This window comes from Actinorugispora endophytica, assembly GCF_004363075.1.
Taxonomy (GTDB): domain Bacteria; phylum Actinomycetota; class Actinomycetes; order Streptosporangiales; family Streptosporangiaceae; genus Actinorugispora; species Actinorugispora endophytica.
In genome coordinates, this window is the sequence record NZ_SNYN01000001.1 from 444,931 (window position 1) to 468,576 (window position 23,646).

General features: G+C 72.6%; 22 protein-coding genes. 9 read left to right on the plus strand and 13 right to left on the minus strand.

Features of this window, described 5'->3' with window-relative positions; all coding sequences use genetic code 11:
* The first annotated feature begins 78 nt into the window (after window positions 1-78).
* Together EV190_RS02045 and EV190_RS02050 are read left to right on the plus strand one after the other, a co-directional pair.
* Window positions 79-930, plus strand: coding sequence for a hypothetical protein (locus EV190_RS02045; protein WP_243742275.1), 852 nt, complete (start codon window positions 79-81; stop codon window positions 928-930).
* Window positions 931-942: 12 nt separating this feature from the next.
* Entirely contained in the window at window positions 943-1,983 is a 1,041-nt protein-coding gene (locus EV190_RS02050; RefSeq protein WP_133739668.1) for an ROK family glucokinase, read from the plus strand.
* A gap of 73 nt (window positions 1,984-2,056) precedes the next feature.
* On the opposite strand, the gene EV190_RS02055 is transcribed toward EV190_RS02050, so the two are convergent.
* The gene (locus tag EV190_RS02055) at window positions 2,057-3,421 is read right to left on the minus strand and encodes a KamA family radical SAM protein (RefSeq protein ID WP_133739669.1); all 1,365 of its coding nucleotides are present in this window, start codon (window positions 3,419-3,421) and stop codon (window positions 2,057-2,059) included.
* A gap of 397 nt (window positions 3,422-3,818) precedes the next feature.
* Between EV190_RS02055 and plsX the strand changes: the two genes are divergently transcribed.
* The 5 genes from plsX to EV190_RS02080 all read left to right on the plus strand — a co-directional run bounded on the left by plsX (window position 3,819) and on the right by EV190_RS02080 (window position 10,121).
* Window positions 3,819-4,904, plus strand: a complete 1,086-nt coding sequence (gene plsX, locus EV190_RS02060; RefSeq protein WP_133739670.1) for a phosphate acyltransferase PlsX — start codon at window positions 3,819-3,821, stop codon at window positions 4,902-4,904.
* 307 nt (window positions 4,905-5,211) lie between these two features.
* Window positions 5,212-6,198, plus strand: coding sequence for a phosphatidylinositol-specific phospholipase C (locus EV190_RS02065; protein WP_133739671.1), 987 nt, complete (start codon window positions 5,212-5,214; stop codon window positions 6,196-6,198).
* Window positions 6,199-6,244: 46 nt separating this feature from the next.
* Complete coding sequence (locus EV190_RS02070; protein WP_243742276.1) at window positions 6,245-7,540, plus strand: hypothetical protein; 1,296 nt, start codon at window positions 6,245-6,247, stop codon at window positions 7,538-7,540.
* A 63-nt stretch (window positions 7,541-7,603) separates the two neighbouring features.
* Window positions 7,604-9,334, plus strand: a complete 1,731-nt coding sequence (argS, locus tag EV190_RS02075; protein WP_133739672.1) for an arginine--tRNA ligase — start codon at window positions 7,604-7,606, stop codon at window positions 9,332-9,334.
* A 172-nt stretch (window positions 9,335-9,506) separates the two neighbouring features.
* Complete coding sequence (locus EV190_RS02080; protein ID WP_133739673.1) at window positions 9,507-10,121, plus strand: YceI family protein; 615 nt, start codon at window positions 9,507-9,509, stop codon at window positions 10,119-10,121.
* Window positions 10,122-10,236: 115 nt separating this feature from the next.
* On the opposite strand, the gene EV190_RS02085 is transcribed toward EV190_RS02080, so the two are convergent.
* The 12 genes from EV190_RS02085 to EV190_RS02140 are packed head-to-tail and all read right to left on the minus strand — an operon-like array spanning window position 10,237 to window position 20,578.
* The gene (locus tag EV190_RS02085; protein ID WP_133739674.1) at window positions 10,237-13,170 is read right to left on the minus strand and encodes an OmpA family protein; all 2,934 of its coding nucleotides are present in this window, start codon (window positions 13,168-13,170) and stop codon (window positions 10,237-10,239) included.
* A gap of 24 nt (window positions 13,171-13,194) precedes the next feature.
* Window positions 13,195-13,617, minus strand: coding sequence for a pilus assembly protein TadG-related protein (locus tag EV190_RS02090; RefSeq protein WP_243742277.1), 423 nt, complete (start codon window positions 13,615-13,617; stop codon window positions 13,195-13,197).
* Entirely contained in the window at window positions 13,614-14,030 is a 417-nt protein-coding gene (locus EV190_RS02095) for a TadE family protein (RefSeq protein ID WP_243742278.1), read from the minus strand. The genes EV190_RS02090 and EV190_RS02095 overlap by 4 nt, the downstream gene beginning before the upstream one ends.
* Window positions 14,027-14,413: a TadE/TadG family type IV pilus assembly protein gene (locus tag EV190_RS02100; protein ID WP_208112989.1), complete on the minus strand. Its 387-nt coding sequence runs from the start codon at window positions 14,411-14,413 to the stop codon at window positions 14,027-14,029. Before EV190_RS02100 ends, EV190_RS02095 begins: the two co-directional genes overlap by 4 nt.
* A gap of 4 nt (window positions 14,414-14,417) precedes the next feature.
* Window positions 14,418-14,600 (minus strand): hypothetical protein, encoded by a 183-nt coding sequence (locus tag EV190_RS02105; protein ID WP_133739675.1) that lies wholly within the window; start codon window positions 14,598-14,600, stop codon window positions 14,418-14,420.
* A gap of 24 nt (window positions 14,601-14,624) precedes the next feature.
* Complete coding sequence (locus tag EV190_RS02110) at window positions 14,625-15,524, minus strand: type II secretion system F family protein (protein WP_243742279.1); 900 nt, start codon at window positions 15,522-15,524, stop codon at window positions 14,625-14,627.
* The gene (locus EV190_RS02115; RefSeq protein WP_133740124.1) at window positions 15,521-16,384 is read right to left on the minus strand and encodes a type II secretion system F family protein; all 864 of its coding nucleotides are present in this window, start codon (window positions 16,382-16,384) and stop codon (window positions 15,521-15,523) included. Before EV190_RS02115 ends, EV190_RS02110 begins: the two co-directional genes overlap by 4 nt.
* Complete coding sequence (locus EV190_RS02120) at window positions 16,381-17,745, minus strand: CpaF family protein (protein WP_133739676.1); 1,365 nt, start codon at window positions 17,743-17,745, stop codon at window positions 16,381-16,383. The genes EV190_RS02115 and EV190_RS02120 overlap by 4 nt, the downstream gene beginning before the upstream one ends.
* The gene (locus EV190_RS02125) at window positions 17,742-18,506 is read right to left on the minus strand and encodes a hypothetical protein (protein ID WP_133739677.1); all 765 of its coding nucleotides are present in this window, start codon (window positions 18,504-18,506) and stop codon (window positions 17,742-17,744) included. Before EV190_RS02125 ends, EV190_RS02120 begins: the two co-directional genes overlap by 4 nt.
* Window positions 18,503-19,216 carry an SAF domain-containing protein gene (locus tag EV190_RS02130; RefSeq protein ID WP_243742280.1) on the minus strand — a complete coding sequence of 238 codons (714 nt, stop codon included), beginning with the start codon at window positions 19,214-19,216 and terminating at the stop codon, window positions 18,503-18,505. Before EV190_RS02130 ends, EV190_RS02125 begins: the two co-directional genes overlap by 4 nt.
* A gap of 13 nt (window positions 19,217-19,229) precedes the next feature.
* On the minus strand, window positions 19,230-20,075 hold the full coding sequence (locus EV190_RS02135; RefSeq protein ID WP_133739678.1) for a hypothetical protein: 846 nt from the start codon (window positions 20,073-20,075) through the stop codon (window positions 19,230-19,232).
* A complete protein-coding gene (locus EV190_RS02140; protein WP_133739679.1) occupies window positions 20,069-20,578 on the minus strand; it encodes a hypothetical protein in 510 nt (169 codons plus the stop codon). The genes EV190_RS02135 and EV190_RS02140 overlap by 7 nt, the downstream gene beginning before the upstream one ends.
* A 963-nt stretch (window positions 20,579-21,541) precedes the next feature.
* Here EV190_RS02140 and EV190_RS02145 point away from each other — a divergent pair.
* Window positions 21,542-22,159: an AAA family ATPase gene (locus EV190_RS02145; RefSeq protein WP_243742281.1), complete on the plus strand. Its 618-nt coding sequence runs from the start codon at window positions 21,542-21,544 to the stop codon at window positions 22,157-22,159.
* A 288-nt stretch (window positions 22,160-22,447) separates the two neighbouring features.
* Window positions 22,448-23,617, plus strand: coding sequence for a methyltransferase domain-containing protein (locus EV190_RS02150; protein WP_243742282.1), 1,170 nt, complete (start codon window positions 22,448-22,450; stop codon window positions 23,615-23,617).
* The last annotated feature ends 29 nt before the right edge of the window (window positions 23,618-23,646 follow it).

Here is a 23,646-nt window from a genome sequence, read left to right on the forward strand (position 1 = left end):
CGCCGGATTCCACGCGGGGAAGCCGTCCCGCGCCGAAAGCGTTGCGTCCATAATCGATCGGGACGAAGGGAGGCGCGCGTGGACGAGTGGTTCGCCGCCTACATCGTGGGCACCGGACGGCTTCCGCTGTTCAGCTTCTTCGTCGCGTTCGTGTCGGGCTTCCTGCTGATCCGGCTCAGCGTGCGGATGATCCGGGCCCGGGTCCGGTGGTGGCCGGGCAATCTGACCCCGGGCGGGCTGCACATCCACCACGTGGTGTTCGGAGTCGCGTTCATGCTGGTCGGCGGGGTCGCCGGGCTGCTCATCACCGAACGCGAGGGGTGGTCCATCGCCGTCGCGGCGGGACTGTTCGGGTTCGGCTCCGCTCTCGTGCTGGACGAGTTCGCGCTGATCCTGCACCTGCGCGACGTCTACTGGACCGAGCAGGGCCGCACCTCCGTGGACGCGGTGTTCGTGGCGATCGCCCTCAGCGGGCTGCTGCTGACCGGCCTGCGCCCGGTCGGCTGGACCGAGTTCCAGAGCACCGCCCAGGGCGCCGCGCTCGCGCAGACCTGGCTGGCCGCGCTCGTCCTGGTCAACCTGGCGGGGTCCGCCGTCAGCCTGCTCAAGGGCAAGATCTGGAGCGGGATCGCCGGGGTCTTCGTCCCGGGGATCGGCGTCGTCGCGGCCGTGCGCCTGGCAGTCCCCGACTCGCCGTGGGCGCGCTGGTACTACCCGGAGGACTCCGCCAAGCTCACCCTCGCGGTCCGCCGCGACCAGCGTGTGCGCCGTCCGCTGATCCGGACCAAGATCCGCTTCCAGGAGCTCATCGCGGGCCGCCACGACCTCATGCCGGAGACCCACGCCGAGTCCCACACGCCGCCCTCCCGGTCCCCGGAGGCGCGGCCGTCACCGGGAGGTGCCGGCGGACCCTCCGCCCAGGGGGATTAGTGTTCTCTGGCTATGACATTCACACGGGAGACCAGGACGTACCGGCGCGGGCTCACGATCGGGGTCGACATCGGCGGGACGAAGGTGGCAGGGGGCGTCGTCACCCCGTCCGGCCGCGTCCTGGCCCGGCTGCGCACCGAGACTCCCGACCGGAGCAAGAGCCCCAAGGTCGTCGAGGACACCATCGTGCGCGTCGTCGAGGAGCTGCGGCGCGACCACCGCGTCAGCGCGATCGGCGTCGGCGCGGCCGGATTCGTCGACGAGCGGCGCGCCAGCGTGCTGTTCGCGCCGCACCTGTCCTGGCGTGACGAGCCGCTGCGCGACTCGCTCAGGGCCCGGCTGGGGCTGCCGGTCGTCGTGGAGAACGACGCCAACGCCGCGGCCTGGGCCGAGGTGCGGGCGGGGGCGGGACGCCACGTGCGCGACGTCGTCGTGGTGAACCTGGGCACCGGCATCGGCGGGGGCGTCGTCATCGACGGCGTGCTGCGCCGGGGGCGGCACGGCCTGGCCGGGGAGTTCGGGCACATGACCCTGGTGCCCAACGGGCACCGCTGCGAATGCGGCAACCGGGGCTGCTGGGAGCAGTACGCCAGCGGCAACGCCCTGACCCGCGAGGCCCGCGAACTGGCCGTCGCCGACTCCCCGGTGGCCACCCGGCTGCTCGACGCCGTGGGCGGCGACCCCCGGCTGATCACCGGCCCGCTGGTCACCCGGCTGGCCCGCGAGGGCGACCGCGCGTGCGTCGAACTGCTGGAGGACGCGGGGGCCTGGCTGGGCGTGGGCCTGGCGAACCTGGCGGCGGCCTTCGACCCGGACCTCTTCATCATCGGCGGCGGCGTCTGCGAGGCGGGCGACCTGCTCCTCGAACCGGCCCGGCAGTACTTCCGCCGCAACCTCACCGGCCGGGGCTACCGTCCCGAGGCCGCCATCGTGCGGGCCTCGCTGGGAAACGAGGCGGGCCTGATCGGAGCCGCCGACCTGGCCCGGGAGGCCCTCCCCCGCCGCCTGGCGTTCCGGCGGAAGCGGTCGTCGCGCCGCCGCCCGCTCCGCTGACGGCCCGCCGGGAACCGCGGCGGAGGCCGCGCCGCTCCGGTCCCCGGAGAGGGCCGGAGCGACGCGGCGGGGCCTACGGCAGGGCGGCCCTGACCAGGCCCGAGGCGTCCGCGGTGAACGCCTCCTCGTAGGGGAGGCGGGTGGCCCCCAGGGCCGGTTCCAGGTCGAACAGCCAGGCGGCCTTCTCGTCGTACTTGGCGAAGAAGGGCCTGCCGACCAGCTCGGGGTCGCGGGCCTGGATGAAGTGCAGGACGAACACCTTCTCACCGTTGACCTCGGTGATCCCGTCCACGCACACCTTTCCCGGCGTGGCCGACATGGACGGCCCGCGCACGGTCCGCGCCAGGCCCGAGACGCTGTTGTAGGCCGCGCGGAAGATCTCGTACGCCTCCGCGAGCGGCACCGCGAAGTAGTCCTGCGGACCGGTGTCGCGCTCGACGAACATGTAGTACGGGATCATCCCGTGCCGCACGTGCGTGCGCCACATGTCGGCCCAGACCGCGGGGTCGTCGTTGATCGTGCGGATGAGCGGGGCCTGGGTCCGGATGACCGCGCCGGTGCCGCGGATGCGCCGGACCGCCTCGTGCACGAGGGGCGGCGCCATCTCGTTCGGGTGCGAGAAGTGCGCCATGAACGCCAGGTTCTTCCCCGCGGCCACGACCTTCTCGAACAGCCGGAGCGTCTCGTCCGCGTCGGGGTCGGTGACGAACCGCTGCGGCCAGTACGCCAGCGACTTGGTCCCGATCCGGACGGACTCCAGGGTCTCGATCTCCAGCAGCGGCTCGATGTAGCGGGCCAGCACGCTCCCGCCCATGATCATCGGATCGCCGCCGGTGAACAGGACGCTGCTGACCTCGGGGTGCTGGCGCAGGTAGGAGACCAGCTGATCGATGTCGCTGGAGGCGAACTTCAGGTCGGGCTCGCCGACGAACTGCGCCCAGCGGAAGCAGTACGTGCAGTACGCGTGGCAGGTCTGGCCCTGCTTGGGGAAGAACAGGACCGTCTCGGCGTACTTGTGCTGCACGCCGGGGATGGGCTCCTCGTCCCCCGCCTTGGGCACGTTGAGGTCCATCTGGCCCGCCGGATGCGGGTTGAGCCCGGCGCGGACCTGGTTGGCGACCAGGTTGAGCTCCTTGCGCGGCGCGTCCGAACGCAGCAGGTCCGCGATCCTCGCCACGTCCCCGGCCGGGAGCATGTCCGCCTGGGGGAAGGTCAGACGGTAGATGGGATCGTTCGGCGCCGCGTCCCAGTCGATCAGTTCGTCGACGACGTAGGTGTTGACCCGGAACGGCAGCACCGTGGCCACCGCGCGGACCGCCAGCCTCTCGTCGTCTCCGAGGCCCGCACGGGCCGTCAGCTCGTCGAGGTGCTTCGACGTGTAGGCACGGAACCGACGTCCGGTGGACGCCGGGAGTGCCGTGTCGTGCGTAAAGCTCACGCGTCTCCTCTCGTGTCGTTCATCACGCAGGCCGACAGCCTGCTGACTCCGCGCGACACTGCGGTAGCGATGTGTGCGCACACGGCGCTCGCTCATGACATGGACAATGCGGTCGTTATGAGGTGGCGGCAGGTCTCCGTCACCCGGCCGCCCGACGGGCGTACCCGATTCAGAGGGTTTCATACCCTATTGGCCCAGTTCCGACCTGAGCATTCCATGTGAGTGCAATATCCCTGAAATAACGGAGGGCGGGCAGGAGACCCACGGACGGTCCGACACATGACGGAAACGGGCCGGACGCGGACGGGGGACGGGCGCGGCATACCCTGGCGCAGAAGGGCGCGGCCCCCGGACCGGCTCTCGCGACCAGCCGCCCCCGCCCCGATCGAGGAGCCCCATGAGCAGCGCAGCCACCGCCCGGCGGCCCCCGCCACAGCGCCCCGTGATCGCGGTGGACGCGATGGGCGGCGACAACGCCCCGCGCGAGGTGGTCGCGGGCGCGGTGCGGGCGGTACGCGAGCACGGGCTGCGGCTGGTCCTGGTGGGACGCACCTCCGAGCTGGCCCCGATGCTGGCCGCCGAGGGCGCGAACCGGGAGCTGCCGATCGTGCACGCCGACGAATCCCTGGCGATGCACGAGGGCGCGCTGGCCGCGTGGCGGCGGGCGCGCTCCAGCGTCGCGGTGGCCTGCAAGCTGATCAGGCAGGGCGACGCGGCCGCGCTGGTGTCCGCGGGGTCCACCGGCGGCGTGGTGGCGTCCTCCACGGTCCGGCTGCGCACCCTCCCGGGGGTGCTGCGCCCCGCGCTGGCGCTGGTGCTGCCCACCGTCCCCAGACCGACGATCCTGCTGGACGCCGGGGCCAGCGCCGACGCCAAGCCGGAGATGCTGGTGCAGTTCGCGCACCTGGGGGCGGCGTACGCGCGGATCGGACACGGAATCGCCGAGCCCCGGGTGGGCATCCTGACCATCGGCTCGGAACCCGGCAAGGGCAACAAGCTGGCCCGCAAGGCGTCCGAACTGCTGTCCGCGCACTCCGACGAGGCCCCCTCCCTGGACTTCCGCGGCAACATCGAGGGCCACGACCTGCTGGCCGGACTGGTGGACGTGGTCGTCACCGACGGTTTCACCGGGAACGTGGCGCTGAAGTCGGTGGAGGGCGCGGTGGGCTTCGCCTTCGAGGAGATCCGCGCGGCGCTCACCTCGACCCCGCTGGCCCGGATCGGCGCGCTGCTCCAGCGCAAGGCGCTGCGCGGGCTGCGCGCGCGCTTCGACTCGGACTCCTACGGCGGCGCGGTGCTGCTCGGCCTGAACGGGACGGTGGTCATCGCGCACGGGGCGAGCCACGCCCGGGGCGTGGCCCAGGCGTGCCTCCTCGCCCACGACCTCGCCGCGGGCCGCATCACCGACCAGATCCGCCGCAGCACCGCGAGCCTGAGCCGCGCCCCGTCCTGGCTGCACCGCCTCGGCCAGTCCGACGAATAGGGGTCCCGGCGCGGGGTGTTCCGGGCTCTGTCGGAGCAGGGTCCGCTCGGGGCCTGTCACGGCGGGCGGCGACGGCGCGCGGGTCCCCGGGCTGCGGGAAGGTGTCCGTTTCCTGGCGCTCCCTCCGGTGATCGTGACCTTTTCGGGGTCTCAGAGACGGTTGAGACCCCGAAAAGGTCACGATCACCGGCAGGCTCCCCGCCCGTGGACACTCCGCTCGATGGCGTGCGATGCTGCGTACCGTCACACGACGCGCCCGAACACCCGCCCCCGGACCCCCTTCCCCCTCCCCGCAAAGGCGTCCCCCATGGTGCTCTCCCCCGCTCGGAGCGGACGAGGAGCGGCGCGTGTCGCCCTCCTGCTCGTGACCGCCGCGCTGCTGTTCCTGGTCCCGCTCTCCTACGCCGTCGCCGCGCCCGCCGCCGCGTCCACCGGGCACAGCAGCGGCCTCGAACGGACCAGCGCCCCCGACTGGATGGGACGGCTCCCCGACAGCGCGAACCTGGCCGGGCTGTCCATCCCCGGCACGCACGACAGCATGGCCTTCGACTCCTCGATCATCTCCCTGACCCAGGACAGCGACCTGCCCGAGCAGCTGCGCGCCGGGGTCCGCGCCCTGGACATCCGCACCCGGCACTACCGGGATTCCTTCCCCATCCACCACGGCTCCGAGTACCTCCACGCCGACTTCGCCGACGTCGTCCGCGACACCACCGACTTCCTGCGGGACAACCCCACCGAGACGGTGCTGATGCGGATACGCAGCGAGCACACCGAGGCCGAGAACACGCGCTCCTTCGAGGCGACGCTGAACTGGTACGTCGAGGACAACCCCGACACCAGGGACCGGCTGCGCGACCACCTGTGGCGGCCCCCCGCCGGGTACGACGGGCGCGTCCCCGACCTGGGCGAGACGCGGGGCCGGATCGTCATCCTGCAGGACTTCGACTCCTCGGTCCCGTACGGGCCGCGCTGGGGCGGCGACCGGACCGACATCCAGGACGAGTACCACCTGCCCACCCTCTTCCACGTCCCGCAGAAGTGGGACCTGGTCCGATCCCACTTCGAGCGCACCGACCAGGGCGCCCCCGACGTCCTGCACGTCAACCACCTGAGCGCGTCCGGCGGGGCGCTGCCGGTCTCCGTGGCCAAGGGCGCGCTCGGCGTCACCGGGATGAACGAGCGCGCGCTGGACCACCTGGAGGCCGGGAACGTCCGGCGCACCGGAACGGTCATGGCCGACTTCCCGGGCCCTGCCCTGGTCGAGGCGGTCATCGCGCGCAACCTCCCCTGACGGTCCGTTGATCCCCCGCACACACGGCGTCGGGCATCCTGGGCGGATGCCCGACCAGCCCCTCCGCCGCACGCCCGCCCGGACCGCCCTGGCCTGCCTGCTCACCCTGGTGACGCTCGCCGTGGCCGCGCCCGTCGCGCTGGTGAGCGCGCGCTCCTACACGCCCTCCCCGCTGGCGCGGACCGACGCCGAGGTGGTCACCGACACGCTGCCCCGCCTGGCGTTCGTCAAGAGCGCGCTGGCCGACGGCGGCGGGCAGGACATGCAGGCGCTGTTCCCCGAGGGCTACTTCTTCACGCACGCGCTGTACGGGCTGACCTGGCTCGACACCGCCCAGCGCGACCCCGCCCTGCGCGCGGAGGCGCTCCGGGAGGCCCGGTGGGCGCTGGACCTGCTGTACTCGCCGGCCGGGACCGCCCCGTTCCCGGCCGACGCCGCGCCCGCGTACGGGGTGTTCCACGCGGGCTGGGCGAACTGGCTGCGCGGGCGGATCGTGGCCGTGGCGGGCGGCCCCGGGGCCGCGCCCGAGGAGGCGGCCGGGCTCGACGCGTCCTCCGAGGAGCTGGCCGCGGCGTTCGAGGACTCCATCGCGGCCGGGACCCCGTTCCTGGCCGCCTACCCGGGGCAGGCCTGGCCCGTGGACAGCGTCGTGGCCGTCGCCTCGCTGCGGCTGCGCGACCACCTGGCGGGCGACGACCGGCACTCCGCGCTCATCGGGGAGTGGACGGCCCGGACGCGCGACCGCCTCGACCCGGCGACCGGCCTCGTCCCGCACCGGGTCGACGCCGCGGACGGCGGCGTGGCCGACGGCGCGCGGGCCACGTCCCAGTCGCTGCTGCTGCGCTTCCTGTTCGAGATCGACCCCGAGTGGGCCGCCGCCGACTACGCGGTCTTCCGCGAGCTGTTCACCTCGGACGTCGCGATGCTGCCGGGGGTCCGCGAGTACCCGGTCGGCGACGACTCCCCCGGCGACGTCGACTCCGGCCCGCTGGTCTTCGGGCTGTCCGCGTCGGCCAGCACGGTCGCCGTCGCCGACGCGGTGCTCTTCGCCGACGCCCCGGCCGCCGCCTCCCTGACCGGCTTCGCCGAGGCCGCGGGCATGGCGGTGGAGTGGGGCGGCGAGCGCCGCTACCTGGGCGGCGCGCTGCCCGTGGGCGACGCCTTCCTGATGTGGTCCCTGGCCGCCGTGCCGGCCGTTTCGGCCGACACCCCGCCGGTCCCCACCGACACGGCCTCCCCCTGGTGGCGCGTCCCCTGGCACCTGCTGACCCTGCTCCCGGTGGCGGCCCTGGCCCTGCTCGCGGTCCGCGCCTGGCGGCGGCCCGCCGCCGCGCACCGGTGAGCGTCCCCGGACGCCCCGCCCGACCAGCGATCCCGATCGGGCGGACTCACTAAGCTGGAGGGCATGGCCGACCCGCAAGAAGTTCTCACGCAACGGGTCCAGTCCGCGCTCGGCGCCGCCTTCGGCGCCGATTACGCCGAGACCGACCCTGTCATCCGCCCTTCACAGTTCGCCGACTACCAGGCCAACGCCGCGCTGGCGCTGGCCAAGAGGGTCGGGCGAAAGCCGCGCGACGTCGCCGCGGAGATCGTCGCGCACCTGGACGTCGCGGACGTCTGCCGAGAGGTGGAGATCAGCGGCCCCGGCTTCGTCAACCTGACGCTGCGCGAGGACTGGATCGCGGGCAGGGCGCAGGAGCTGCGCGCCGACGACCGGCTGGGCACGCCCCGGCAGGAGCCCCGGAACATCCCGATCGACTACTCCGCGCCGAACGTGGCCAAGGAGATGCACGTCGGGCACCTGCGCACCACCGTCGTGGGCGACGCGCTGGCCCGCACGCTGGAGTTCCTGGGCCACAACGTCATCCGGCAGAACCACATCGGCGACTGGGGCACCCCCTTCGGCATGCTCATCGAGCACCTGCTGGAGGTCGGCGAGGACTCCGCCGACGCCGCGCTGCTGAAGACCGACCCGAACGCCTTCTACCAGGCGGCCCGCGTCAAGTTCGACGGCGACGAGGAGTTCGCCGCGCGCTCGCGCGGGCGCGTCGTGGCGCTCCAGGGCGGCGACGCCGAGACGCTGCGGCTGTGGCGGGACCTGATCGAGCTGTCCAAGGCCTACTTCAACAGGATCTACGCCACACTCGACGTCACCCTCACCGACGCCGACCTCGCGGGCGAGAGCACGTACAACGACATGCTCGGCCCGATCTGCGACGAGCTCCAGGCCAAGGGCATCGCGGAGGTCAGCGAGGGCGCGCTCTGCGTCTTCCTCGACGGGTTCACCGGCCGCGAGGGCAAGCCGGTCCCGCTGATCGTCCGCAAGAGCGACGGCGGCTACGGCTACGGCAGCACCGACCTGGCCACCATCAAGTACCGGACGGAGGAGCTCAAGGCCGACCGGATCGTCTACGTCATCGGCGCCCCGCAGTCCCTGCACCTGCAGATGGTGTACGAGACCGCGCGCAAGGCCGACTGGCTCGGCGACACCGAACCGGTCCACGTGCAGATCGGCAACGTGCTCGGCACCGACGGCAAGATCCTGCGCACCCGCAGCGGCGCGCCCATCCGGCTGATGGCGCTGCTGGACGAGGCCGTCGAGCGCGCGGCCAAGGTGGTCGCCGAGACCCGCCCCGACCTGGACGACGCGGCCCGCGCCGCGATCGCCCGCGAGGTCGGGATCGGCGCGGTGAAGTACGCGGACCTGTCGATCTCGCACGACACCGAGTACATCTTCGACTTCGACCGCATGCTGGCCCTCAACGGCAACACCGGCCCGTACCTCCAGTACGCCACCGCGCGCATCCGCTCCATCTTCCGCAAGGGCGGACTGGACCCGGCCGAGGCCACCGGCCCGGTCGTGGTCACCGAGGCCGCCGAGCGCGCCCTCGCCCTGAGGCTGCTGGGCTTCGGCGCCGCCGTGGCCCAGGTCGGCGACACCCTGGAACCGCACCGGCTGTGCGCGTACCTGTTCGACCTGGCCCAGTCGTTCACCTCGTTCTACGAGTCCTGCCCGGTGCTCAAGGCCGAGGACCCGTCGGTGCGGGCCTCCCGCCTGGCGCTGACCGCCGTGACACTGGACACGCTGGTCAAGGGCCTCGGCCTGTTGGGCGTGACCGCGCCCGAGCGGATGTAGCGGCCCCGATCCCCGTGAGGGCCGCTCCCACGACCGTGGGAGCGGCCCTCAGGCGTTCCCCGGTGCGCCCTCTCGGCCTCCGCCCTCGGATTTGCGCTCGGCAGGCATACTCACAACGGGGCATTTGAAGTACTTATCATTACGAAAACGGTGAAAACCGGGGGAAACCACCATGAACCAACAGTCGGAGGGCCATAATCCCGTGGGACCGCGGCCCGGGACGTGGCACCTGGACCCGCTGCACTCCAGCCTGATCTTCGTCGCGCGCTACCTGCGCTTCGGCCGGGTCCAGGGCACCATCAACAAGGCCCGGGGATCGGTGCTGGTCGCCGAGGACCCGCGCGACTCCACGGTGGACGTCGCCATCGACGCCGCCAGCGTCAACACCGGCGTCCGGGCCCGCGACGACCACCTGCGCTCACCCGACTTCCTGGACGTCGAGCGGTACCCGGAACTGCGGTTCACCAGCACCGGGCTCCGGGAGCGCGGCCGGTCCCGCAACGCCTTCACCATGTCCGGCGACCTCGCCCTGCACGACACCACGCTGCCGATCACCCTGGACTGCCAGTGGGTCGGCGAGGCCCCGCACTACGGGGACCACGAGAACGGCTACGGCCACTTCTTCACCGGCGGCACCCGGATCCGGCTGTCCGACTTCGGCATCGGCGACGGCGGCGAGCTCCCGTGGGGCGGACGCCTCGTCGGCGACGAGGTGGACATCGTGCTGGAGGTCCGGGTCCAGAACCACGACCCGGAGCCCTTCCTCCACCAGATCGGGCACGTGTAAGAGGGCGGGAACACGGGTTCTCCCGGCGATCTTGACCTTTTCGGGGCCTCAACCGTGGTTGAGGCCCCGAAAAGGTCAAGATCGCCGAGGAAACCGGAGGCCCGGTCCCGGCGGATCAGCCGTTGGACGGGCGGGCGGCGGCCTCCGAGTGCTGGTCGCCGTCGCCCGGCCTGGGGCGACGCATCCGGGGCTTGCCCGCCTTGCGGGGGCGGTAGGTGAGCGGCTGCTGCGCCGGGGCCTGCCCGGCCTCGTCGGCGGCCCGCTCCGATGCCGCGTTCTGCGTCCGGGGCGCCTTCGCGACCGGCTTCCGCTCCCGCCTCGGGGCCGGGGCCGCAGGCCTGGCCGGGGCCGGAGCCGCGTCCTGCGCCGGGGCAGGAGCCGGGGCCGCCTCCTCGACGGAGTGCGGGGTCGGCGCCCGGAACCGCTTGGGGGTCGGCTTCCGCCGGACCGGGGGCGGCGCGCTCGGCTGGTTGAGGCTGGAGAAGGCCGAGGCCAGGCCATCGGACGGCTCTTCGGCCGGGGGTTCGGCCTTCGCGACCGGGGAGGGCTCCCGCTCCTCGGCCTCGCCCACGGGCTCCTCCGCGACCGGCTCGAAGACCCGCTCGACGGCTACCGGCTCCTCGACGACGGGCTCGGCCACCGCCTCCTCCGCGACCTGCTCGACGGCCACCGGTTCCGCGACGGCCACGGGCTCCGGCTCGAAGACCTCCGCCTCCCAGACCTGCTCGACAGGCGCGGCGGGCTCGGGCTCCTCGACCACGGGCTCGGCCACCGCCTCCTCCGCGACCGGCTCCGGCGCGGCGCGGCGCCGCTTCCACGGCGAGGGCCCGCGCGGCGCGGCGATGGCCCGGAGCGCGCGCTCCCGGTCCGCCTCGCGGGCTTCCTCCTCCTCGAACGCGCTGGTGAACGCGTCCCACGCCGCCGACGCCCCGATCGTCCCGGTCGTGCGCTCCGCCCTGCGGCGCGCCGCACCCGTCTCCGGGGACTCCTCCTCGGCCGCTTCCCAGACCTCCTCGCGGGCCGCTTCCCGGACCGGCTCCTCGTCCCGGCCCCAGAAGCCCGCGTCCTCCAAGCCCGAGGAACCGAAGGCCGAGGAGTCGAAGGCCGAGGAATCGAAGGCCGCGGAGTCGAAGGCCGCGTCCTCGACGCCCGCCTCCCGGACGGAGGCGTCCGCGCGCGGCGACTCGTCGACGACCGGCAGGATGATGGCGGTCGGGTCGTCGTCCCCCATCTCCTCGGCCTCCTCCGCCGCGCTGTAGCCGCGGATCAGCTCGTTGACCCGGGTGGCGTCGCACCCCGGCCACCAGGCGTGGAAGATCCCGGTCAGAGGCGGACTGGTCTCGGTGATGAGGCCGTCCGCCTCGATCACGCAGCTGCCGCCGAGCGGCCAGCGGCCCAGCAGGACCGCGCTGATACCGCGCTCCTGGCCGTGCAGCAGCAGGCCGGAGAGCGCGACCTCGTGCTCGGGGGTCGGCGTGGCGATCAGCACCAGCGGCGCGCGGTCGTCCACGGCGATGGGCTGGTCCGCGTTGTCGTGCAGTTCCCGCTGAAGGATCGTCAGCGCGTCGTGCATCGTCTCCACGACCCGCACCCCGGCGAACCGGTCGGAGGCCAGCAGGGCCTGCCCTTCGGATCCGAGCAGGATCAGCACGTCGGGCTTGGTGATGAGGACGCGCGCGGACCGCTCGTCCTCGGTGGACAGCGCGTTGGCGATGAGCCGCCGGGCCGCGGCGCGCGCGCCCGGTCCGGTGATCCCGATCCCCGGGATGTGGCTGATCTCGATGATGACGCGCCCGTCGACGTCGTCGCCGGGCAGCGGGCGCGGCGACGCGTCGATGGACCGGCGCTCCGGCTTCTTCGGCGTGCCCGCCGTCAGGGCCCGGGTGCCGCGCGGCAGGGCCAGCGCGACCTTGCGGACGCCGCCGCGCCGGCCCGCGACGAACCCGCCGACGACCCCCGCGAACGCCGCTCCCATGAGCGCGCCCGCGGCCGGGACCTCCAGGACCACGACCTTGCTCGTCGCGCCGGAGACGGCGGCCTGCTGGGGCTCGTCGCCGATGTCGCTGGTGTTCGCGACCGGCACGATCGGCACCACCGGAGCCGTCTCCTGCTCCCGGTCCGGCTCCGCCGCGCCCTTCGCGACGACGGCCGTCCCGGCGGCCTGCTCCGTTCCGGCCTCGGAGGCGGTCTCGGAGGCGGGCTCGGAGGCGGGCTCGGGCTGCGGGGCCGGAGGCGCGGGCCTGACCGCGTAGGTCACCTCGACCCTGCGCTGCGCCTCCACGTCGGCGTCGTCCAGCAGCTGCTCCGAACCCACGCCCTCGACCTCGATCTCGGGGGCCTCCTCGCCGAGTTCGGCGGCGAGGTGGTCGGCGACGCTCTGGGCGCGCCGCTCGGAGAGCTCCAGGTTGACCGCGTCGCTCCCCGACCGGTCGGTGTGCCCGGTCACCAGGACCGGGACCTCCGGGTCGCCGTGCTCGCGGATCAGGTCGACGACCGGTTCCAGGTCCTCGCGCATCCCGTCGGTGAGCGAGGCCGAGTTGATGGTGAACCCCGAGAGGGTCCGGACGCGCTCGGTGCTCGCCGTCCCGCCGTCAGCCTCCCCGGTGGACGGCGGGGCCGTCCGGTCCTGCTCCTGCGCCTCGTCGCCGCCGGTGTCCGGCGTCTCCACGCCCTGCACCCCGACCACGTCCTCGACGACGACGGTGTCGGCGAACGCCTGGGTCGGCGCGGCCAGGGAGCCGCCGATGGCGGTGGCCGCGATGATCTGGAGCGGCCCCAGGGGGCGGAACCGCCGCGCCCGGCCGCGCCCGCGCGCGGCGAACTCGACGGCCAGGCTGACCGCGTAGAGCCCCCACAGCGCCCACAGCGTGACGACCAGGAACGCGGTCGCCAGGCCGGGCGGCAGGCTGAGGCTGCTCAGGTGGACGACCAGGCTGTTCCAGGTCAGGTCCGAATCGGGCCACGGCAGGTGCCACAGCAGCACGTAGGGAAGTCCGAGCAGCAGGACCAGGGTGAAGAGCAGTGCGCCCAGTCTCCGGATCACTCGCATCGCCGCCTCCACAGGACGCTAGGGCTAGGTGGTCGGTTCAGTGTAGGGACGGGCACTGGCGGTGCCGTCGACCGTGTTGCCCATCGGCAGCATGGCGGAGTCGTAGGAGAGCGACGCGGTGACCGTGACCGTGTCGCCGTTCACGGTGACCGTTCCGGTGGCCCCGGAGGTCGAGAGGAAGCCCTGCGCCGCCTGGCTGGCGGCTGCGGCGTCGATCTGAACGGTACCGGACCGGTAGGCGGCCCAGTCGAGCTGCTGGGCCCCGACCCGCGCGGCCTCCTGCGCGATGGTCATGGCGTTGTTCTTGGCCCGCAGCGCGCCGCCGCCTTCGATGACCAGGGCCAGGCACAGGATGAACGCCGACGCCATGACGACGACGAAGGCGGTGACCTGGCCGCTGTCCTCCCCGCGCCTGCGGTTCCGCGCGCGGATGCGGTCGCGTCTCACGGCGTCCCCCGGTAGGTGTCGACGACGACGGTGGACTCGCCCTGCACCGTGCGGGTGCCGGGCACGTTCAGCCCCGACAGGTCGCCGAGGTCGATGTGGCAGCTGAGCACGGCGGTGACCGCGCCGCCGGGCTGCAGCCCGCCGTGGTTCAGGGCCAGGGTGTAGTCCGCGCAGACCAGCCCGTGGCTGCTCAGCGCCTCGCCCGCGACCTGGTCGGCGGCGGCCTGGGCCTGCGGCGCGGTCCGCTCCATGGAGGCCGCGCGCGCGGCGGCGTGCGCGATCTCGTCGGCGGTGCTCTGCGCGCCGACGACCCGCCCGGCCAGCACCATCAGCAGCGCGAACGCGATGAGCAGCGGCGCGACCAGGGTCAGCTCCACGGAGGCGGACCCGCGCTCGGTCCGGCCCCGGGTCACGGCTGGGCTCCGACCGGGGTCGGCGGGACGAAGCGCTCCACCGGGGCGGACAGCTCGTGCCGGACCGGCCAGGTGAAGCCGGGGAGGATGCTGGGCACCTCTGCCTCCACGACGACGTTGACGGTGGTCGCGCCGGTGCTCACCGTGACGCTGCGGTTGGCGAGGATGGAACCGCCGAGCTCGTCGGCGATTCCCCCCTCACCGGTGGCCTCCACCGTCCGCGCCGCGTCGATCGTCTGCTGCGCGATGGCGGAGGCCACGTTGTTGCCGTGCATCCACATCGCGACCTGCACCACGAGCAGCACCAGGAACATCATCAGCGGGGTCGCGATGACCAGCTCGGTGGTGCTGCCTCGGTCGTCGCGCGGGATGTCGGGTCGCATCGGGCTATTCGCCGCCGACACTGAAGGAGATGGCGCTGGCCGCCGCCTCCACGTTGCCGGCAATGATCCCCACCACGCCAATGGCCATACCGACCAGCGCCGCGATGACGACGACCGTCTCGGTGGAGTAGCCGCCGTCGTGCCCGTTGGGGCGGCGGGAGCGGAGGAAGGCGCGGATTCTGTTCACTGGTTTTCTCCTTAGGTTGGGGGTCTAGAGACCGGTCATGACGAGGGAGAGGGCCGGGTAGCCCAGCATGACGAGGAAGCCCGCGAAGAGCAGCACCACGGGCAGGCTCATCTTCTCGGTGGCGGACTGGGCCTCGGCGTCCATCTCGGCCAGGTGCTGCGTGCGCAGCGTCCTGGCCTTGGCCGCGAGGGAGCCGCGCACCCGCGCGCCGTCGGACCCGGCCAGCTGCAGGCTGGCCGAGAGCTCGGCGAACTCGGGCACGTCGTAGCGGTCGCCGAGCTCGCGCAGCGCCGCCCACGGCGGCCTACGGTCCAGCGCGGCGCCGCGCAGGGCGGTCCTGATGCGAGTCATCGCCCAGCTGGTGCTGGTGGCGGTGGCGTCGGTGAGCGCGCCGTTCACGCCCGCGCCGCCCGCCAGGGCGACCACCACCAGGTCCGAGAACCCGGCGAGGGCGTGCCGCATCAACTTGCGGCGCTTGTTCGCCTCGTCCCGCAGCGACGAGTCGGGCGCGAACCACAGGACCAGCGCGAACAGGACCCACCCGCCCAGCGCCACCAGGGGGGGCAGATTGACCCCGGCGAGCGCCATCAGCGTGCCGATGAACGGAGGCGCCACAATGCCCAGCAGCAGGACGGTGAACTTCTCCGCCAGGTAGCGCTCGGCGTCGCGCTCGCACACCGCCAGGTCGCGCAGGACCTTGGGGCCGGGCAGCCCCAGCGTGGACAGCACCGGGACGCCGAGGGTGCCCAGGCGCGCCGTGAACCCCTCGTCCGGGGTCGCGACGCGCGCCGCGCGCGGCGGGGGCGGGTCGGACAGCCGCTCGGCGAGGCTCGGGCGGGCGAACCGCACCGCCAGGACCAGCCAGGCCCCGATGCCGACGGCGACGCCACCGAGGGCCACGAACAGCAGGTCGCTCTGGGTCACGCGGCCCCGCCTTCCGGTACGGGCCCGGGCGCGAGCACGCGCGGGCCGAGCTTGGGACGCGACATCCGGGTCAGCCAGACCAGGGCCAGCGCCCACAGGCCGCCGATCACGGCCAGCACCAGCTGGCCGACGAAGCCGTCGAAGGGCGCCATGTAGTCGGGGCTGAACATCAGCAGGAACACCGCCATCCCGAGGGTGACCGCGATGATGATGCGGGTGGAGGTGCGCATGCGCGCCCGGCTGGCCGCCAGCCGGACCAGCATGCTCGCCTGGTCGCGCGCGGCCTCGGCCAGGGTGCCGAGCAGGGTGCCGAGGTCGGCCGCGTGCCGGTTGGCCGCGCTGCTCAGCGCGGCGGCGACCAGGTCGGCGGTGGGGTTGTCGACGTCGTCGGCGAACGCCTCCAGCGCCGCGTGGGGGGAGCCGCCCGAGCGCATCCGCTCGGCGAGCCGGGCCACGTCGGCGCTGATCGGCTCGGGCGCGATGGGCAGCGTCGCGGTGATGGCCTGGTGCAGGCCCGAGGAGCCCGCCATCAGGTCGCGCAGCATCTCCGTCCACGCCGCGACGGCCTCGATCTTGTCGACCTGCTTCTGGTGGTGGCGATCGGGCCCGAGCAGGACGGGCAGCCACCAGCCGCCCACCCCGGCGAGGATCCCCGCGACCGGCCACCCGGTGACCAGCCAGACCAGGATCCCGCCCGCGACCGCGAGCACGAGCCGGAGGGGGCGCCCCCGCTCGAACGGGGCGGAGCGCAGCCTGCGCACCCTCTTCCCCGCCTGGGGGTCGGCGAGGACGGCCAGCACGAGCCAGATCCCCGCCCCGACGGCGACCCCGCCCGCGGCGGTGACGATCAGCGGAATCACGCCGACCACCCGCCCACGCCGGCGCCGCCGCGCAGCAGCGCGATGTCGAAGCCCGCCTCGGCGAGCGCGTCGATGGTGTCGGGGCTGGGCGGCGCCGACGGCAGCACCTCGCCGTTGGGGCGGCGCCGGTAGACCTCGTTGGAGACCACGCGCTGGTCCTCCGCTCCGACGACCTCGCGCACGCTCGTCACCATGCGGTTGCCGTTGGGGGTGGCCGAGACGTGCACCACGAGGTGCACCGCCGAGGCCACCAGCGCGGCGGTGGCCTCCAGCGGCAGCCGCTCGGCGGACTGCGCGGCGTAGGCGCCGAACTTGGTGAAGGCGCCGGACGAGTCGCTGGCGTGCAGGGTGGTGAGGCTGCCGTCGTTGCCCTGGCTCATCGCGTTGAGCAGCGGGACCGTCTCGTGGCCGCGCGTCTCGCCGACGATGACGCGGTCGGGCGACATGCGCAGCGCGGTGCGGACGAGGTCGGCGATGGTGATCTGGCCGGTCCCCTCGATGTTGGCGGGGCGCGCCTGGAGCGCGACGCAGTCGGGGTGCGCGTCGCCCTTGTCCAGGCCGAGCTCGAAGACGTCCTCGATGGTGACCAGGCGCTCGTGCGGGGGGATCTCCGACGCGATCGCGCGCAGCAGAGTCGTCTTGCCCGCGCCGGTGCCGCCGGTGATGACCATGTTGCGCCGCGAGCGCACCGCCGCGCGCAGCAGCGCGACCAGGACGGTGTCGAGCGTGCCCAGGTCCTGGAGCTGCTCCAGGCTGGTGGTGCTGTAGCGGTGGCGGCGGATGGAGACGGACGGCTCGCGCGCGACCTCCATGACGGCGTTCAGCCGCTCCCCGCCGGGCAGCTGCATGTCCAGGATGGGCGCGCCGGGGTCGAAGCGCCGCTCGCCCGTCGTGGACTCGGCGGCGACCCGTCGGACCAGGGCGATCAGCTCGGCCGGGTCGTTGAACACGTCGGTGCGCTGCTCGCGCCTGCCGTCGGCGTAGCGGACCCAGACGCGGGTCCCGTTGCAGTTGATGTTCTCGATGTCGGGGTCGTCCAGCAGGGGTTGCAGCGGGCCGAGCCCGCTCACCTGGGCCAGAACGCGCCGGGAGATGGCGGCCTCGGTGGCCGAGTCCAGCACCGGGCGCCCCGAGGCCAGGGCGTCGCTGGCCGCCTCGTCCAGGATCCGGGCGATGGTCCGCTCGGCGCGCCTGCGGTACTCCTGGCTGGAGTCGTCGGTCCCGTCGCGCATCGCCTCGCTCAGGCGGCGGGTGGTCTCGGCGGCCACCCACTCGGTCCACTCGCCGACCACCCTCAGGTGGCCGGGGTCGACGACGCGGCCCGGGTCCTCGTAGAAGGAGGAGGGGTCGGACTCGGTCATGACTGGACCCCCACCGGTCGGGTGTCCGGTGCCGGGATCGGTGCGGTCTCCTCGGCGAGCCGCCGCGCCAGCACGGCCGCGGTCTTGAACAGCGGGCGCTTGTGCGGGCGCCGGTCGTTGCGCTCACCCCGGAGGAAGGCCGCGGCCTTGTCGTCGCGGCCGATCCGCTCCGCGACGGGCAGGCCGGTGGCCTCGGCGATCTCCGACGTGGAGTCCGCGCCGGTCCTGACGACGACCCGGAGGTCCCGGAACGCCTCGCGGAACGCGGCGGCCGAGTCCTTGACCCTGCGCAGCTGCGCGAGGTCGTCCTGGACCACGAGGACCACGACGTCGGCGGCCATGGCCAGGCGGGCCGCCGGGGAGCGGGGCGCGAGCCGGCCCAGGTCGACGACGACCGCCGGGGCCTGGTCGGCCCCGAGGATCCCGGGGTTCTGGGCGAGCAGCTCCACCGCCCCGTTGGCCCGGTCGGCCGTGGTGGGCGCGGCGCAGACCGGGAGCCCGCCGGGCAGCGCCTGGGAGTGCGCGAGCGGTCCGCCGGTGGCGCCGCCGTTCTCGGCCGGGCCGCGGCGCGCGGCCGCGGCGAGGTCGATGAGCGCCGGTGACGCGTGCAGACGGTACCTGGTGGCGATGTCGCCACCGGAGGCGTCGGCCTCGACCAGCACGGCGCCCGCCTCGCCGGGCCACACCGACGCCAGGGCCATGGACAGCGTCGTCACACCGGGGGCGCCGCCCAGGGAGAAGAGCGCTACCGTCCGCGTCACTGGCCACCGTCCTGCGGGGAGACCTGGACCACGGTGATGTTCTCGGAGGCCGCCGCGGAGGCGACCTGGGCCGCGTCCGCGGCGCTGACCACGAGCTCCACGACCGCGGGGCCGTCGGCGGTCCCGGGCTCGAAGGACTGGAGGTGGGCCGCGTACGCCTGGACGCCCGGGGTCGTGGCCCCTCCTCCGGCCCCGCCCGCGTTGCCGCCGGCGTTGCCGCCCGCGTTCTGCGATCCGAGGACCACGACCGAGACCCTCGCCCCCGGCTCCAGGGAGGTCGGGAAGCGGCCCGGCGCCAGCGAGGCGCCCACGACCGCCTGCCCGGTCACCGGGTACGCCGAGTCCGTGCCCAGCGCGGTCTCGGGCAGCACGCTGCCTTCTGCCACCGGGAGGGTGAGCGTCTGGCCGATGACCTCCTCCAGCCGGTCGTCGAAGACGACCGACAGGCCCTGCGTCCCGGCGAGTTCGGTGACCTGGAGGTCGCCCGCCGTCACCACGTGCCCGGCGGGCAGGTCGCCACCGGCGACCAGCACCCCCTGGCGGTCGTCGAGCTGGTCGGCGGCGGTGGCCGCGATGAGCCCGCCCGCCGCCATCAGTGCCACGCCGAATCCGAGCCAGCGCCATCGCCGCGGGCCGTTCCCCAGCAGCCGGACCGGTGGCGTGCCGCCCTTGGCGGTCCGGTTCGCTCCGGTCGTCGCTGTCTCAACCACGGTCTCTTCCGTCCTATCCCTGACCCACGCCGGTCACCAGGCTCTGGGCCTCCTTGACCGTAAGTTCGACCTCCGACGCCACGACGACGGGACCCAGCGTCCCGTTCTGGCCGTCGGAGAAGTTCCAGCCGATGTCCCAGGTGACCTCGGCCTTGACCGGGAAAGCGCCGCCGGGCTCGGCGTCCGAGGAGCGGGTGTAGACGTGCCCGCAGTCGGGGGACTCCGAGGCCGGGTCGTGCGCCGCCGGGTCGTAGGGGGTGCCCGGACCCTCGCAGACGATCTCGGTGCCGTCGCCCAGCGTCCACTTCGTCCGCACGGGGGCCGCGGTGACCTCGGCGGAGAAGCCCTCGTCCGCCGCGACCGCGCTCTCGGCCTCCCAGCCGTCCGGTTCGAGCCACAGCCACACGGGCGTGTGCACGAGGATCTGGGAGTCGACGCCCGGCGAGGTGGCGATGTCCGGGGCCGGGATGTTCAGGGAGGCCATGGCCTCCCCGGCCAGGGTCTCGGGGTCGACCTCGTCCTCGCCGTCGGTCCCGTCGTAGTCGATGGACTCCCAGTCGATGGCGTCCCAGTCGACCGATTCCCAGTCCACGGCGTCCCAGTCGACGGCGTCCCAGTCGACCGAGTCCCACTCGCTGCCGCCCGAGGGCGCGTCGGTCCCGCCGCTTCCGGACCCGCCGGTCCCGCCGCCGCCGTTGTTCTTCAGCCACCACTCGATCATGACCGCGCAGCCGCCACCGCCGGAGCTCCCGCACTCGACGCTGCCGAGGAAGGAGGGGGGCTCGGCGTGGGCGGGAGGCGCCACGCCCAGCGCGATCGCGGCGACCACCAGCGTGGTCGCGCCTGTTCGTCTCAACACGTTCCTGGCTCCCAGATTCGCAACTCGGAGACGCGCCACACGAGCCCGTCATGGCTGACGCCCGCCTCGACGAGGCGACCCGCCCCGCCCTGGCCGGCGGTTCCCGCCGCGCTCCAACCGGAGTCGTCGACGCAGTCGGTGATCCGCGCGACCCCCTGCTCCACCTCGGTGACCACGGGGTCCAGCACCGGTTCGCCGCTCATCTGCCCGCCCTCGGCGCCCACCCCCGCGAGGGCCTGGTGCATCAGCTCCAGGGCTCCCCCGGTGGCGTAGCGTTCGAGGTCGGGCGGGGCGGTGTCGCCGGCGTGCGAGGCGTCGACGACCGTCGCCCACATGTCGTTGTAGGCCGCGAGCACCGCGTCCTCGGCCGCCGTGGCCGTCTCCGTCGCGGAGGTCTCCGGCACTGCGACCGCTTGGGGTCCGGAGTCGTCCGCGCAGCCGGCGAGCAGTACGAGTACCGTCCCGCAGCCGACCAACGCCCCCAGGGCTCTGGCCGTCCTCATCTCACCACCCCGATCACACCCGGGCAGGTATCGCACTGCGGACAGAGAAAGGCGCGGAGTCCCGCGCCGGGCGGCACCGGGTGCCGCCTTTCGTTTCGGACCGGGCTGGGGCATCCCAACCCCGGCACCGTAATAGTAAGGGCACCAAAGCCACTTGACAACCATTCAGAAAAGGCCTGGCCGGAGCATTCACCCTTGTACACCGGGGCCCGGCAACAGAAAGCGAGGCAACCGTGAACGTGACATGAACAACCCTCGGAACACCTGAAGCCAAAGGCGTTTCAGCTGATCAGAGCATATATTTGACCGTCATCCCGCTTATTTTCGCACCTCATTCCACCCCCATCCCGGAGGGCGGGCGGGGAGGCGCAGCGGCCAGCGTATCCGAATAACGCACACAACCCGGCAGCCGAACGCCGCGCCATTCGGAGGAATAAAGCCGAACCGACTCGAATTCGACCCCGTTTCTTTACCGAAGCACCCTGTATTCGGCCACCGGAGCCGCACGGGGGAGCGGCAGCCGGGCACTCCGACCGCCGGCCCGCGGCCCCCTCGCCCGGCGAGAGTCCGCCGATCCGGCCGGCGTGTGTGATCGCTTGCAGTTTGCCTTGGTTTTAAGTGAGTTTATGGACCTGACGCGTGGTGCACAAGATCGGTGCCCGGCCTTTCGCCCCGAGCTTCCCGACGAAGCACGTATCCGCACGTCATCGGTCGTGCATCACCGGAAAACAGAACCTCCGCTCACCCTCCGGAAGCCCTCGGGGCCCCGCCGCCACCCTCGCGACGGGGATACGGACGGGGTTTCGGTCCGAGTCTAGGGAGGTTCGGACACCGGGACAATCCAGCGGCCCGCCCTGGCCCGCCCCCGTCGATGATCTTGGCGTTGCTGCCCTGAAACCGTGGTCCCAGGGCAGCAACGTCAAGACCACCACGGTCCTGGCCTCCACGCTCTATACGGATCCGGTGGAGCCCGACACGCTCCCCGTGGCGGGGATCTTCGGTCCGAACGCCTCCGGCAAGAGCAACGTTCTGGACGCCCTTTCGTTCATGCAGCGCATGGTGCGCTCGTCGATGGCCGACCACGAACCGGACGCCGGAATCGAGCGGCACCGTCCGACCGAGGGTGAGATCGCCGAGGTCGAGGAGCGGTACGCCGATGCCCCGGAATCCCTCCGCCGCAACCGGATCCGCAGCCTCGACCGGGTGGAGCTCCTCTTCCACCACCGCTCCGCCGACGACGACGTCCGGCCGCTCGGTGTCAGACAGCAGTCCCAGGGCACCATCGCCCTGCTGAACCTGGGGCACAACGTCGTCGCCGCGTTGCGGACGAGGGGTTCGGCTCCGCCACCCGGGTCTACAGCGAGGACGACGACCTTGGCTGACGTGGACAGGCCTCGCAGACGGACATCACTCGACCGACGCGAGGGTGCCCGTAATCCCAGGAAGAAGGTCCTCGTGGTTCGACCTAGTCGGACCTGGTTCGGCGTAGTGGTGTCTGGCCTGGTTGCCGGGGGTTTTCGGAGGCGCCCGGCTTCAGTCGGGTGCGGAATGTTCCGAAGTCGCATGTTGACACCCGGTTGACACGTTGCCCCGGTGGCGCGGGGCGGGGATTGCCGGCTGCTCCCGTGTTCGTCGGACGCCGGATCTTCCCTGCGTGAGCGGCCGGTATCTGCCGATTCCGCTGACAGCCTGCGGCTTCCTGGTTACCGTTTTTACGGTGAGTGTCCTGTAGCAGACAGGAGTCAAGAGCGTGGGAAAGCACGAGAACCAGGACAAACCCGCTGACGCGGGCAACGACCCGAAGCCGACGCAGGATTCCGACAGTCCCAGCCCGCATGGCGGCGGTGGCGAGAAGACTGGAAAATAGCGGTGACGGAATCCTTCCCGGACCACACGTCCGGGCTTGAGTCACTGGTGGGTGAACTGGCGGGGCGGGGCGCTCTGGCGGACGCGGCGTGGAAAGACGCCTTCACCCGGGTGCCTCGTCACCTGTTCATCCCCTCTCTGGTGTGGGACAACGACGATGACGGGTGGCTGTCTCCGGTCACACGGGACGATCCCCGCTGGTGGCGCTGGATCTATGAGGATCGCCACATCGTCACACAGGTTGACGACGGGGCACCGTCGGGGGCGGACGGGCGCGGGCAGACGGCCACGAGTTCAGCGAGCCTGCCTCGCCTGGTCGCGCGCATGTTGGAAGAACTCTCGGTCGGTGACAACATGCGGGTGTTGGAGATCGGCACGGCCACGGGCTATAACACGGCGCTGTTGTCGGCGCGGCTGGGCTCGCGGAATGTGATCACGGTTGAGATCGATCCGGTCTTGGCCGAGCAGGGACGTGCGAATTTGGAACGCGCGGGCTGGTCGCCGACCGTGGTTGTGGGCGACGGTGTTGAGGGCGTGCCCGACTACGCGCCCTATGACCGGGTGTTGGCGACCGTGGCGGCCAAGAACGTGCCTTATGCGTGGGTGGAGCAGACTCGGCCCGGCGGGGTGATCGTGACCCCGTGGGGCAATGACTATCTCGGTCACCGATTGCTGCGTCTGGAGGTCGGGACCGATGGCACCGCGTCAGGGCGTGTGGTGGGTCTGGCGGCGTTCATGTGGCTTCGTGATCAGCGGGCGCGGGTGGGGCCGTGGCGAGACTTCGTGGTCGCCGATGAGGCGATGACCCGAACCCGGATGACTTTGGACCCCAACGCGGTGCTCGTCGAGGAGGACAGCGGCGCGCGGTTCGTGATCGGGGTGAACGTCCCGGATCTGTACTATGCCCTGTTTCGCGCACAAGACGACTCGGGAGAGTTCACGCTTTACCTGTATGACCGGCACGGCTCCTCGGCGTTGGCCGAATACGAACCGGGTGCGGCTGATTACGAGATGCGTCACCACGGGCCGCGCAACCTGTGGGCAGAGGTCGAACACGCTTACCGGGCCTGGGAAGAGGCTGGATGTCCCGATCGTGACCGGCTCGGCGTCACCGTATCCCCTGCCGGTCAAACGGTCTGGCTCGATGTCCCGGGTAACCCGGTCGGAGCTTGAGCCCGACCGTTCGGAGATGTTGCGAGAGG

Coding starts and splice junctions, on each gene's coding strand:
- EV190_RS02120 (WP_133739676.1), bottom strand. CDS start 17,745: ATGACCGAGTCCGACCCCTCCTCCTTCTACGAGGACCCGGGCCGCGTC.
- plsX (WP_133739670.1), top strand. CDS start 3,819: ATGAGCAGCGCAGCCACCGCCCGGCGGCCCCCGCCACAGCGCCCCGTG.
- EV190_RS02050 (WP_133739668.1), top strand. CDS start 943: ATGACATTCACACGGGAGACCAGGACGTACCGGCGCGGGCTCACGATC.
- EV190_RS02085 (WP_133739674.1), bottom strand. CDS start 13,170: ATGCGAGTGATCCGGAGACTGGGCGCACTGCTCTTCACCCTGGTCCTG.
- argS (WP_133739672.1), top strand. CDS start 7,604: ATGGCCGACCCGCAAGAAGTTCTCACGCAACGGGTCCAGTCCGCGCTC.
- EV190_RS02140 (WP_133739679.1), bottom strand. CDS start 20,578: ATGAGGACGGCCAGAGCCCTGGGGGCGTTGGTCGGCTGCGGGACGGTA.
- EV190_RS02100 (WP_208112989.1), bottom strand. CDS start 14,413: ATGCGACCCGACATCCCGCGCGACGACCGAGGCAGCACCACCGAGCTG.
- EV190_RS02065 (WP_133739671.1), top strand. CDS start 5,212: ATGGTGCTCTCCCCCGCTCGGAGCGGACGAGGAGCGGCGCGTGTCGCC.
- EV190_RS02070 (WP_243742276.1), top strand. CDS start 6,245: ATGCCCGACCAGCCCCTCCGCCGCACGCCCGCCCGGACCGCCCTGGCC.
- EV190_RS02080 (WP_133739673.1), top strand. CDS start 9,507: ATGAACCAACAGTCGGAGGGCCATAATCCCGTGGGACCGCGGCCCGGG.